This is a genomic window from Streptomyces sp. NPDC043952 (assembly GCF_056435325.1).
The window spans coordinates 1-11,860 of sequence record NZ_JBWKES010000067.1 but is presented as its reverse complement, the minus strand read 5'-3'; the positions used below and the strand labels follow the sequence as shown (position 1 = coordinate 11,860).

The 11,860-nt window shown below is 74.5% G+C and carries 11 protein-coding genes, 1 pseudogene and 1 riboswitch; of the genes and pseudogenes, 6 read left to right on the top strand and 6 right to left on the bottom strand.

Translation table 11 applies throughout. The annotated features are described in order from the left end of the window. Window positions 1-173 precede the first annotated feature (173 nt). The 5 genes from AC069R_RS33970 to thiO form a co-directional block, all read right to left on the bottom strand. Window positions 174-1,064: a deoxyribonuclease IV gene (locus AC069R_RS33970; protein ID WP_478770547.1), complete on the bottom strand. Its 891-nt coding sequence runs from the start codon at window positions 1,062-1,064 to the stop codon at window positions 174-176. Window positions 1,065-1,147: 83 nt separating this feature from the next. Next, complete coding sequence (pknB, locus tag AC069R_RS33965) at window positions 1,148-3,061, bottom strand: Stk1 family PASTA domain-containing Ser/Thr kinase (protein ID WP_478770546.1); 1,914 nt, start codon at window positions 3,059-3,061, stop codon at window positions 1,148-1,150. 581 nt (window positions 3,062-3,642) lie between these two features. Further along, a complete protein-coding gene (locus tag AC069R_RS33960) occupies window positions 3,643-4,437 on the bottom strand; it encodes a thiazole synthase (protein WP_478770545.1) in 795 nt (264 codons plus the stop codon). Window positions 4,438-4,440: 3 nt separating this feature from the next. Continuing rightward, entirely contained in the window at window positions 4,441-4,662 is a 222-nt protein-coding gene (gene thiS / locus AC069R_RS33955; protein WP_397986374.1) for a sulfur carrier protein ThiS, read from the bottom strand. Further along, window positions 4,659-5,846, bottom strand: coding sequence for a glycine oxidase ThiO (thiO, locus tag AC069R_RS33950; RefSeq protein WP_478770544.1), 1,188 nt, complete (start codon window positions 5,844-5,846; stop codon window positions 4,659-4,661). The genes thiS and thiO overlap by 4 nt, the downstream gene beginning before the upstream one ends. Next, window positions 5,844-5,955, bottom strand: a riboswitch (TPP riboswitch). (Overlaps the previous gene by 3 nt.) Window positions 5,956-6,008: 53 nt before the next feature. Between thiO and AC069R_RS33945 the strand changes: the two genes are divergently transcribed. From AC069R_RS33945 to AC069R_RS33920, 6 genes are all read left to right on the top strand, one after another. After that, the gene (locus AC069R_RS33945) at window positions 6,009-6,359 is read left to right on the top strand and encodes an avidin-fold protein (RefSeq protein ID WP_478770543.1); all 351 of its coding nucleotides are present in this window, start codon (window positions 6,009-6,011) and stop codon (window positions 6,357-6,359) included. Between the two features lie 32 nt (window positions 6,360-6,391). After that, window positions 6,392-7,621, top strand: coding sequence for an NAD(P)/FAD-dependent oxidoreductase (locus AC069R_RS33940; RefSeq protein ID WP_478770542.1), 1,230 nt, complete (start codon window positions 6,392-6,394; stop codon window positions 7,619-7,621). A 59-nt stretch (window positions 7,622-7,680) separates the two neighbouring features. Beyond that, window positions 7,681-8,046: an Rv2175c family DNA-binding protein gene (locus AC069R_RS33935; protein WP_392211190.1), complete on the top strand. Its 366-nt coding sequence runs from the start codon at window positions 7,681-7,683 to the stop codon at window positions 8,044-8,046. A gap of 165 nt (window positions 8,047-8,211) precedes the next feature. Continuing rightward, on the top strand, window positions 8,212-8,862 hold the full coding sequence (gene thiE / locus AC069R_RS33930) for a thiamine phosphate synthase (protein WP_478770541.1): 651 nt from the start codon (window positions 8,212-8,214) through the stop codon (window positions 8,860-8,862). Window positions 8,863-8,971: 109 nt separating this feature from the next. Then, window positions 8,972-9,895 carry a methylenetetrahydrofolate reductase [NAD(P)H] gene (metF, locus tag AC069R_RS33925; RefSeq protein WP_478770540.1) on the top strand — a complete coding sequence of 308 codons (924 nt, stop codon included), beginning with the start codon at window positions 8,972-8,974 and terminating at the stop codon, window positions 9,893-9,895. Window positions 9,896-9,951: 56 nt separating this feature from the next. Continuing rightward, entirely contained in the window at window positions 9,952-10,869 is a 918-nt protein-coding gene (locus AC069R_RS33920) for an SCO2102 family sporulation regulator (RefSeq protein ID WP_478770539.1), read from the top strand. A gap of 287 nt (window positions 10,870-11,156) precedes the next feature. On the opposite strand, the pseudogene AC069R_RS33915 reads toward AC069R_RS33920, so the two are convergent. Further along, window positions 11,157-11,678: pseudogene (locus tag AC069R_RS33915) on the bottom strand (phytoene desaturase family protein); the annotation flags it as partial. Window positions 11,679-11,860: the final 182 nt, after the last annotated feature.

Below are 11,860 nucleotides of genomic sequence, written 5' to 3'. Positions count from 1 at the left end.
ACTCGCCGACCGATACCGCGCCGGAGTCCACCTCGCCTCGCTCATCCTCTGGCTCCGCGAACCCAACCAAGATCCTTTGTCAGACAAGACCTAGGCCAGCGGGCCGGTGGCCCCTGAGGTCCGTGGGCCGGTGGCTTCCGAGGTCCGTGGGCCGGTGGCCCCGGAGGCTCGCGTCAGCCGTCCCTGAGGCGCTTGAGCCGGGCCACGTCCGCCGCGTGGCCCTCCTTGCCGCCCGGAGTCTCGATGACCAGCGGGACGCCCGCGGTCGCCGGGTGGCTCATCAGGGCGCGGAAGGGCTCCTCGCCGATGTGCCCGGAGCCGATGTTCTCGTGCCGGTCCTTGTGCGCGCCCACCACGTCCTTGGAGTCGTTGGCGTGGATCAGCTTCAGCCGTCCCTCGCCGACGGTTTCCACCAGCAGATCCAGGGTCTGGCGCATGCCGGCCGGGCCGGTCAGATCGTGCCCGGCGGCGAAGATGTGGCAGGTGTCCAGGCAGACGCCCAGCCTGGGGTGGGCGTCCAGCGCCTCGAAGTACGGCCCGAAGTCCCAGGTCCGCGAGCACAGCGAGGCGCCCTGGCCCGCCGTGGACTCCAGCAGCAGGAACGGGTCGTCGTCCTGGGTCAGCTCGTCCAGCAGCGGCAGCAGGTGCTCCCGCACCTGCTTCAGGGCCACCTCGCGGGCCCGGCCGCCGGTCGCGCTGCCGGTGTGCACCACCACGCCGAGCGCGCCGATCTCCCGGCCGCGCCGCAGCGAGTGCCGCAGCGACTCGACCGACTTCTCCACCGTCGCCTCGGTGTGCGAGCCGAAGTTGATCAGGTAGGGGGCGTGCACATACGCCGGGATCGACTCCTCGGCGCAGACCGCGCGGAACGCCTCGTCCTGCTTCGGGTTCCCGGCCGGGGTGGCCCAGCCGCGCGGGTTGGCCACGAAGACCTGGACGGTCTCCGCCTTCAGCTCACGGGCGTACGACAGGCCCACGGAGTGCAGGCCGCCGGCCACCGGGACATGGCCGCCGACGGGATTGCGGGGGAGGGACCGGGGGAGGGACGAGGAAACGGAACTCACCTGTTCAGGGTGTCATGTCCGCGGGGCCGCCCGGACCGGCACCGGGCGTGAACCCGCTCACCGGTCCTGCCGCCCGCGAGGACTCACCTGATGGTGATCGTGATCGTGGACCCCTTGGGCGCCGTCTTGCCGCCCTCGACGGACTGCTTCTTGACGGTGTCGCCGAACAGCCCGAGCAGCCCGCGGTCCTCGCTGACCTTGAACCCGGCGCCCTCCAGCGCCTGGTGGGCGTCGTCCACGCTGTCGCCGGTCACGTCCGGGACCTCGATCATCTGCGGGCCCTTGGACAGGGTGAGCGTCACCGTGTCGCCCGCGGCGGCCTGCTTGCCGTCGCCGGGGCTCTGCCGGGCCACCTTGCCCTTGTCGTACTCGGAGTTGACCTGCTCGCTCGCGATCCTCACCTTGAGCCCGGCGTCGGTCAGCTCCTGCCGGGCGTCGGCCGGGTCGTCGCCGGTGACGTCGGGCACGTCGACCGGGCTGCCCTTGCTGACGGTCAGCGCGATCGCGGAGCCCGCGTGCCGCTCGGTGCCCGCGGCGGGGGTCGTGGAGATCACGGCGCCCTGGTCGATGTCGTCGCTGAAGCTGCGGGTGACCATGCCCGGTTCGAGACCGGCCGCCTTCAGCTTCTGCCGGGCCTTGGCGAGCGGCAGGTTGGCCAGGTCCGGCACCTTGACCTTCTCCGGGCCGAGCGAGACGGTCAGCGTCACCGCGTCGTGGTCCCGGATCCGGGCCCCGGCCGCGGGGTCGGTGCTGATCACGGCGCCGCGCTCGACGGTGTCGTCGTAGGCCCGCTTCACCTTCCCGACCTCCAGACCGGCGTCCTTGAGCCGGTCCCGCGCCTGCGCCTCCGTCTTCGTCAGCAGCGGGGGGACCTTGGTGAACTGGCCGGAGTTGATGTACCAGATCCCGGTGCCGGCGCCGAGCACCAGGAGCACGGCGACGGCGAGGGTGAGCACGAGCCGCCGGGACCGGCGCGGGGGCGGTACGGGCGCGGCCTGGAAGCGGGTGGTGCGGCTGATGCCGTCGCCGCCGTCCTCGTCGACGGGGAGCGGCGCGGGCACGGTCAGCGCGCGCGGGATCACGCTCGTACGGTTCTCCGCGTTCTCGTGCTCCACCGTCCTGGCCCGGGGCGGTACGGCGTCCAGCTGCTCCCCGGTCAGCGCGGCGCGGGCCTCGCGGGCCTCGGCGAGCAGCGCGACCGCGTCGTACGGGCGCAGCTCGGGGGTGCGGGCGGTGGCCGAGGCGACCAGCTCGTCCAGTCGCGGCGCGAGCCCCGGCACCAGTGCGGAGGGCGGCGGGACGTCCTCGTTGATGTGCCGGTAGAGCACCTGCGCGGGGGAGTCGCCGGAGTGCGGCTTGGCGCCGGTCAGCATCTCGTACAGGACGACACCGCAGGCGTACACGTCGACGCGGGGGTCGGCGGTGCCCTGGTCGATCTGCTCGGGGGCGAGGTAGGCGACGGTGCCGAGCACGGAGCCGGTCGTACTGGTCACGGTGTCGACGGAGCGGACCAGGCCGAAGTCGGCGACCTTGACCCGGCCGTCGTCGCCTATCAGCACGTTCTCGGGCTTCATGTCCCGGTGCACGAAACCGGCCCGGTGGGCGGCGCCGAGCGCGGCGAGCACCGGCTCCAGGATGTCCAGCGCGGCACGCGGGCGCAGGGCGCCGCGCTCGCGCAGCACGTCGCGGAGGGTGCAGCCGGCGACGTACTCCATCGCCATGTACACGTACGACCCGTCGGTGCCCTGGTCGTAGACCTGCACCACGTTCGGGTGGTCGAGCCGGGCCGCGGACTTGGCCTCGCGGATGAACCGCTCCACGAAGACGCCGTCGGCCGCCAGCGCGGGATGCATCACCTTCAGCGCGAGCACCCGGTCCAGGCGCGTGTCCAGCGCCCGGTACACGGTCGCCATCCCGCCGGCCGCGATCCGCGCGTCCACGCGATACCGGCCGTCGAGCACGTGCCCGACGAGGGCGTCCTGAAGGGTCATATCCACACGCCGAGTCTACGAGCCCCCGACCCCACCCCCGCCCCGCCGCCCTTTCCCACCTGCCCACTGAAGCCCACCTGTGACGCTTCTTACGCAGCCACGCCATATTCCACCGAACCCGAACCGCCAAACGCGGCGACCGACCGCCCCCCGAACCCTCCCGCAACGGACAGCCGCCGACGGCGCTGGCGCCCCACGGGGAGCCCCGGCCTCCCAGCCGACAGTTTCGGGCGGTGCGTGGGTGGGAGAGGAGCGACGGACAGCCGCCGACGGCGCCGGCACCCCACGGGGAGCCCCGGTCTCCCAGCCGACAGTTTCGGGCGGTGCGCGGGTGGGAGAGGAAGAACGGACAGCCGCCGACGGCGCTGGCGCCCCACGGGGTGCCCCGGTCTCCCAGCCGACGGTTTCGGGTGGTGCGTGGGTGGGAGAGGAGGGACGGACAGCCGCCGACGGCGCTGGCACCCCACGGGGAGGTCCGGCCTTCCAGCCGAGAGTTCCGGGTGGTGCGCGGGTGGGAAGTCGCCGGCGGTGCCCCGCAGGGGCCCGGCCTCCGGAACCGGTGGCTTCCGGGGCGTGGGAGGCGAAGGTCAGAACGCCGGGCGCTCGGGATCCAACGCGGCCAGACCCTCCGTAGGAGACGAGGCTTCGGCCCAGTACCGCCGGGGTATCCGCCCCGCCAGCCGCGCCAGCCTCCCCCCGGTCACCGCGTGCCGCATCGCCGCCGCCATCACCTCCGGCTCCCGCGCCCGCGTCACCGCCGACGCCAGCATCACCCCCGCACACCCCAGCTCCATCGCCAGCGCCACATCCGACGCCGTCCCCGCCCCCGCGTCCAGGATCACCGGCACCCCCGCCCGCTCCACGATCAGCTGGAAGTTGTGCGGGTTGCGGATCCCGAGCCCCGACCCGATCGGCGACCCCAGCGGCATCACCGCCGCACAGCCCACGTCCTCCAGCTTCCGCGCGAGCACGGGATCGTCATTGGTGTACGGCAGCACCGTGAACCCGTCGTCCACCAGCGTCTCCGCCGCCTCCAGCAGCTCCACCGGATCCGGCAGCAGCGTCCGCTCGTCGGCGATGACCTCCAGCTTCACCAGCGACGTACCGAGCGCCTCCCGCGCGAGCCGCGCCGTGAGCACGGCCTCCCCGGCGGTGAAGCACCCCGCCGTGTTCGGCAGCACCCCGATGCCGAGCTTGTCCAGCACGGACAGCACCGAGCCGTGCACGGACGGATCGACCCGCCGCATCGCGACCGTCGTCAGCTCCGTCCCGGACGCCACCAGCGCCCGCTCCAGCACGTCGAGGCTGGGCGCCCCGCCCGTCCCCATGATCAACCGCGACCCGAAGGCCGTATCCCCGATGACAAGGCGATCGTCGGTCACCGCTCAGCCCCCCTGCACCGCGGTCAGCACCTCGACCCGGTCGCCCTCGGCGAGCGCCGTCCCGGCCCACCGCGTGCGCGGTACGACGGTCTCGTTGACGGCGGCCGCCACCCCGGCGGGGGCCCGCACGAGGGACCGTACGACCGCGTCGAGCGCGGTCCCCGGCGCGACCTGACGCCGCTGCCCGTTGACGGAGATGGTGATGGTGGACGACACGGCGCTCATGCGGTCTGCTCCAGCTGCTGCGTGCGCGGGGCGGCGAAGCGCTCCGGCGTGAACGGACGGGCTTCCTCGGGCAGCGGGCCGCCGGCCAGCAACTGCCCCATCACATCCCCGGTGACGGGCGTGAGCAGCACCCCGTTGCGATGGTGCCCGGTCGCCAGCAGCAGCCCCGCGAGGCCGGACGGCCCGAGCAGCGGCGCGTTGTCCGGGGAGCCGGGCCGCAGTCCCGCCCGCGTCTCGGTGAGCGGCAGCTCGGTGATGCCCGGCACCAGCTCGTGCGCGTCGCGCAGCAGCTCGTACACCCCGCCCGCGGTGACCGTCGTGTCCCAGCCCTGCTCCTCGCTGGTGGCGCCGACGACCAGCTCGCCGTTCTCCCGCGGCACCAGGTACAGCTGCCCGCCCCGGACCACGGCCCGCACCGTCCGGCTGAGGAAGGGCGCGTACCGCTTCGGCACCGCGAGACGCAGCACCTGCCCCTTCACCGGCCGCACCGGCGGCAGCACCTCCCGCGGCACCCCCGCGAGCCGCCCGCTGAGGCTGCCGCCCGCGAGCACCACCTGCCCGGCGGTGAGCGGCGCCCCGTCCGCCGTGGTCACCCCGACGGCCCGGTCCCGTACGACGTCCAGCCGCTCGGCCCACACCCGGTGGAACACCACCCCGGCCCGCTCGCACGCGATCACCAGCGCCGCGGCCAGCCGGCGCGGATCGATCTGGTGGTCGCCGTCGACCCGCAGCCCGCCGCGCACGCCCGGCGCCAGCATCGGCTCCAGACGGCGGCACTCCCGCCCCGGCAGCCACTGCGCGTCGAGGCCGCAGCGCTGCTGGAGGACGTGCAGTTCGCGCAGATGGGCGCGGTCGTCGGCGTCCAGCGCGACCGCGAGGGTGCCGCAGCGCCGGTAGCCGAGGTCCCGGCCGCTCGCCTCGGTCAGCTCGGCCACGAAGCCGGGGTAGCGGCGCGCCGACTCCAGATTGAGGGCGAGCAGCGTCTCCTCGCCGTAGTGCAGTTCGGTGACCGCGGCCAGCATCCCGGCCGCGACCTGCGCGGCCCCGCCGCCGGGCACCGGGTCCACCACGGCCGTGGCGAGCCCGCGGCGCGCCGCGCGCCAGGCCGTGACCAGGCCGATGATCCCGCCCCCGACGACGAGGACGTCGGAGATTCCCGAGGTATCGGGCGTACGTGTGGACATGGGCGTCCAGCCCCTCCCTTCGCCGGCATGACCCGGATCAGGTTCGTACGGTCGGAGGCCGCCAGCCTCCCTCTCAGCCCGGTGCGTCCGGGCTCCCGCGAGTGCTTGTACGGTGGCCACCCTAGCCCGCCCCCCTCGTCACCCGTAAGGGAGCCCTCGCCCATGGCCCCGTCGCTCGACGGCCTGATCCTCGCCCCCGTCGCCGACCAGTCCGCAGGTCAGGTGGGTACCCGCACCCGCTTCGCCTACCACGAGCGGGACGGCGCTATCTGGGCCGAGTACCAGGGCGGCGACATCGTCCGGGGCCATCTGGTCGGCACCCGCGCGGGCGACCGGCTGGACTTCCGGTACGTGCAGCTGCGCACCGACGGCAGCACGGCCTCGGGCCACTGCGTCTCCACGGTCGTGGAGCTGCCCGACGGCCGGGTGCGCCTGGAGGAGACCTGGGAGTGGGAGTCCGGACCGGGCTCCGGCACGAGCGTCGTGGAACAGCTCACCGCGCACACCCGCTGACTGACTGATCGTCATCTGTCTATGGTGATCGGGTGAGCGAGCAGACAGCCCGGCAGGGCACGGCAGGGACGCGGCGCGTGGTCGTCGTGGGCGCGGGCATGGCCGGGGTGCAGACCGCGGTCGCGCTGCGGGAACGGGGTTTCGCGGGCGAGGTGACCGTCATCGGCGCCGAACCGCACCAGCCGTACGACCGGCCGCCGCTGTCCAAGGCCGTGCTGCTCGGCAAGGCCGAGGGCTCCGCCTTCGACCTCGACTTCGACGCGCTCGGCGTCGGCCTCCGGCTCGGCTGCGAGGTCCTCGGCGCCCGCCCCGCCGACCATGAACTCGACACCGAGGCGGGCCCGGTGCCGTACGACGTGCTGGTGCTGGCCACCGGCGCCGAGCCGGTCACCCTGCCCGGCAGCGAGGGCGTCCCCGGCGTGCATCTGCTGCGCACCCTGGACGACGCCGAACGGCTGCGGCCCGTGCTCGCCCGGCAGCACGACATCGTGGTCGTCGGCGCCGGCTGGATCGGCGCCGAGTTCGCCACGGCCGCCCGCGAGGCCGGTTGCGCGGTGACCGTCGTCGAGGCCGCCGACCGGCCGCTCGCCGGGGTGCTGCCCGCCGAGGTCGCCGCCACCATGGCCGGCTGGTACGCCGACAGCGGGGCCGAACTGCGCACCGGCGCGCGGGTGGAGCGCGTCGAGCCCGGCGCGGTGGTGCTCGCCGACGGCACCCGGCTGCCCGCCGGCGCGGTCGTCGTCGGCATCGGCGCCCGCCCCGCCACCGGCTGGCTGGCCGGCTCGGGCATCGAGCTGGGCGCGTTCGGCGAGGTCGTCACCGATGCCCGGCTGCGCGCCTCCGCGCCCGATGTGTACGCCGTCGGCGACTGCGCGTCCTTCCCCTCGGCCCGCTACGGCGAACGCCTCCTCGTGCACCACTGGGACAACGCCCTCCAGGGCCCGCGCACCGTCGCCGCCGGCATCCTCGGCGAGGGCGCCGTCTACGACCCGGTGCCGTACTTCTGGTCCGAGCAGTTCGGCCGCTTCGTCCAGTACGCGGGGCACCATGCCGCCGCCGACCATCTGGTCTGGCGAGGCGATCCCGCGGGCCCCGCCTGGACGGTGTGCTGGCTGCACGACGGCCGCCTGGTCGCCCTGCTGGCGGTGGGCCGCCCGCGCGACCTCGCCCAGGGCCGCAAACTGATCGAGGCCGGCCGCCTCCTGGACGCTCACGCGCTGGCGGACCCGAGCCGGCCGCTGAAGGACGCCACGGCCGACTGAGCCCCCACCAGGCCACCGGCGTAAAGCGCCGGACCCGGCCGAGCGCCTACCCTGTACCCGTGACCGAGATTGACACGAAGATCGACGCTCTCGTCCCCGCCTGGCTCACCCTCCCCGACATCGCCGAACAGCTCGGCGTCGAGGTGACGCGTGTGCGGCAGCTGGTCAAGGACGGCCAGCTCATCGCCGTACGCCGGGGTGAGAACCGCGCGCTGCACGTCCCCGCCGCCTTCATCGACGGGGACAAGGTCGTCAAGGGCCTGTCCGGGACCCTGACGCTCCTGCGGGACGACGGCTTCACGGTCGAAGAGATGATCGAATGGCTTTTCACCCCCGACCCGACCCTGCCCGGCACCCCGGCGCAGGCTCTCAGCGAGAACCGCGGCACGGAGGTGAAGCGCCGCGCCCAGGCGCTCGCCGTCTGAGCCCGACCGCGTGAGGGCCGCTGAGCCCGATCGTCTGAGGGCCGTCCCTGCCCGATCGCCTCAGGGCCGTCCCGGCCCGACCGCCGAGGGGTGGCGTACGACGCCCCGCGCGCCGTTACGCCACCGCCCGCCCAGCACCGCACACCGACTCCGGGGGAATCACGCATGTCCGACACCGCCGCCCGTGCCGAGCTCGCCGACGCCCGGCTCTACCTGTGCACGGACGCCCGCAGGCGCCAGGGCGACCTGCCCGAGTTCCTGGACGCGGTGCTGGCCGGCGGTGTCGACATCGTGCAGTTGCGCGACAAGGGCATGGAGGCCGCCGAGGAACTGGCCTGCCTGGAGGTTTTCGCCGAGGCCTGCGCCCGGCACGGCCGGCTCCTCGCGGTCAACGACCGGGCCGACGTCGCCCACGCCGCCGGCGCCGATGTGCTCCACCTCGGCCAGGGCGACCTGCCGGTCCCCGCGGCCCGCGCGATCCTCGGCGACGACGTGCTGATCGGCCGCTCCACCCACACCGAGGACGAGGCCGCCGCGGCCGCCGTCCAGGAGGGCGTGGACTACTTCTGCACCGGGCCCTGCTGGCCCACCCCCACCAAGCCGGGCCGCCCCGCACCGGGCCTGGACCTGGTCCGGTACACGGCCGCGCTCGGCACCGAGCGCCCCTGGTTCGCCATCGGCGGCATCGATCTCGGCAATCTGGACGAGGTCCTGGCGGCCGGGGCCCGCCGGGTGGTCGTGGTGCGCGCGCTCACCGAGGCCGACGATCCGGGCGCCGCGGCGGCCGAGTTCGCCCGGCGGCTGCGGAAGGTCTGAGGGGCCACGTCTCGGGGGCCCGTCCCAAGGGGTGGACGGCAAGCCGACAATTCCGGCAAATTCCCGGAGCGCGGTTGGGGGACCGGCGTCCCCTGGCTAACCTGCGGGTATGGCCCTCGGAACCGCATCCACCAGGACTGATCGCGCACGCACCGTGCGTGACATGCTCGCCGGCGGCAAGACCACGTACTCCTTCGAGTTCTCGGCGCCGAAGACCCCCAAGGGCGAGCGGAGCCTGTGGACCGCGCTGCGCAGGGTCGAGGCGGTCGCCCCCGACTTCGTCTCGGTGACCTACGGCGCCGGCGGCTCGACCCGCGCGGGCACCGTCCGGGAGACGCAGCAGATCGTCGCCGACACCACGCTCACCCCGGTCGCCCACCTCACCGCGGTCGACCACTCCATCGCCGAACTGCGCAACATCATCGGCCAGTACGCGGACGCCGGGATCCGGAACATGCTCGCCGTGCGCGGCGACCCGCCCGGCGACCCCATGGGCGAGTGGGTGGCACACCCCAAGGGCCTGACCTACGCGGCCGAACTGGTGCGCCTCATCAAGGAGTCGGGCGACTTCTGCGTGGGCGTCGCCGCCTTCCCGGAGATGCACCCCCGCTCCACGGACTGGGACACCGACGTCGCCCACTTCGTCGACAAGTGCCGCGCGGGCGCCGACTACGCCATCACCCAGATGTTCTTCCAGCCGGAGTCCTATCTGCGGCTGCGCGACCGGGTGGCGGAGGCGGGCTGCGACACCCCGGTCATCCCGGAGATCCTGCCGGTCACGAGCGTGCGGATGCTGGAGCGGCTGCCCAAGCTCAGCAACGCCCGGTTCCCGGACGCCCTGAAAGAGCGGATCCTCGCGGCGAAGGACGATCCGGCGGCTGTACGCTCGATCGGGATCGACTTCGCCACGGAGTTCTGCGCGCGACTGCTGTCCGAAGGCGTGCCCGGACTGCACTTCATCACGCTCAACAGCTCCACGGCGACCCTGGAGATCTACGAGAACCTGGGCCTGCACCACCCCCCGCAGGCCTAGACCTGCCGCACCGTGTTACGACACACTGCGTAACGGCCACTGGGAGAGGGGCGTACATGGGCTGGACGGTCCTCTACATCGCATTCGGCGGCGTCGCGCTGTGGTTGCTCGGCGAGGTGCTGCTGCAGTACAAGGCGCGCCTGCGCTGGCGGCTGCTCGCCTTCGCCGGCTTCCTCGGGGTGGTGGTCGGCGTCATGATGCCGTCCGTCCTCGTCATCGGGGCGGGCGCGATCGCCTTCGCCGTCGGCCAGACCCTCGTGACGCTCTCCTTCCGCCGCGGTTTCGCGGCGGGTTGGGCGGTCCGGCGCCCCGGCGCCGACGCCGTGGCGTCCGGTGGCAGCAAGCGCCGCCGCGGCCGCGGTGACCGCAACGCCCAGGCCGGGCAGGCCCCGGCACCCGCTCCCACCGGCACGGACGAGGACCCGGCCCCCGGTCAGGACCCCTACGCCCAGGACGGCTCCGTCCCGGACGCGTACGACGACTACGACCGCGACGACGTCTTCACCCCCGCGCGCCCCCCGGCCGCCGACGCCGGCTCCGTCTACGAGCCGCAGCCCCTGCCCGACGACACCGGCAACTACGGTGTCTACGGCGACACCGCCACCCACGCCGCCCCCCAGCAGGACCCGTCCTACGACTACTCCGGCTACGCACAGCAACAGGGTTACGGCTACGACGCCGCTCCCCAGCAGGGCTACGCCAACTACTCCGACCCCTACATCGGCAGCCAGCCCTACGCCGGCACCGGCTATGACCCCGGCTACGCCCAGCAGTACGGCCAGCAGGGCTACCCTCAGGACCCCTACGCCACCGGCGGCTACGGCGAGACCCCGGCCGGCGGGGTGTGGGTGCCGCAGCAGCGCACCGACGAGGGCCAGGGCGGCGAACCCCCGCAGGAGCAGCCGTACCCCTACCAGGGCCACGGCCAGCAGCAGCCGGGCGCCGGGTACGACGAGCAGCAGTACCGCTACTGATTCGACGAGCAGCAGGACCGCCACTGAGGCGACGCGAGCCGGGCGGACCGGGCCGAAGCGGGAGCCGGGAGGGCTGGTGCCGGAGAGGAGTCCGGGCGGTCCGGGGCCGAAGCGGGTGCCGGGCGAGCCGACGCCGGAGCGGGTCTCGCGCGAGCCGGCCGGAGCGGCTCACCGGCCTCGGCTCACCGGCCTTGGCTTACGGGCCCCCGCTCACCGGCCCCGGCTCACCGGCCTCGGCTTACGGGCCCCGCTCACTGACCCTGGCTCACCGGCCCCGGCTCACGGGGTCACTGCGAGCCCCGGAAGTCCAGCCCCTCCACGATCAGCCCGGCCACCAGCGCGCCCGACATGCCCGCGTGCGGCAGCCCGCCGCCGGGATGGGACCAGCCGCCGACGGCGAACAGGCCCGATATCGCCGTGGTGTTGGCCGGGTGCAGCACGCCCCGCGGCGCGGCCAGGGCCGGCGGCGGGACCGCGCCTCCGGTGGCGCCCGTCTCCCGCGCGGTGTCCAGGGGAGTGCGTACCTCGCGCCACAGAATCCGCTCCCGCAGGCCGGGCACGGCACGCTCGGCCGCGGTGATCATGCGCTCGGCGAACGCGTCGGCGACACCCGGCGCACCCCAGTCGTACCGCGTCGCCGCGGGGACCGTCGCCGTCAGCACCATCGACTCGTGCCCGTCGTCGGGGCGCAGCGCCGGGTCGTCGGGCCGGTCGACGCGGACCGTCGGCAGGTCCGGCGGGGTGCCGTGGCGGAACAGGCCGAGTTCGCCCTCGGTGTCGGCCGAGTGCACCACCGTGCGGTGGGGGGGGGGGGGGGGGGGGGGGGGGGGGGGGGGGGGGGAGGGAAACCCACCCCCCCCCCCCCCCCCCCCCCCCCCCCCCCCCCCCCCCCCCCACCACCCCCCCCCCCCCCCCCCCCCCCCCCCCCCCCCCCCCCCCCCCCCCCCCCCCCCCCCCCCCCCCCCCCCCCCCCCCCCCCCCCCCCCCCCCC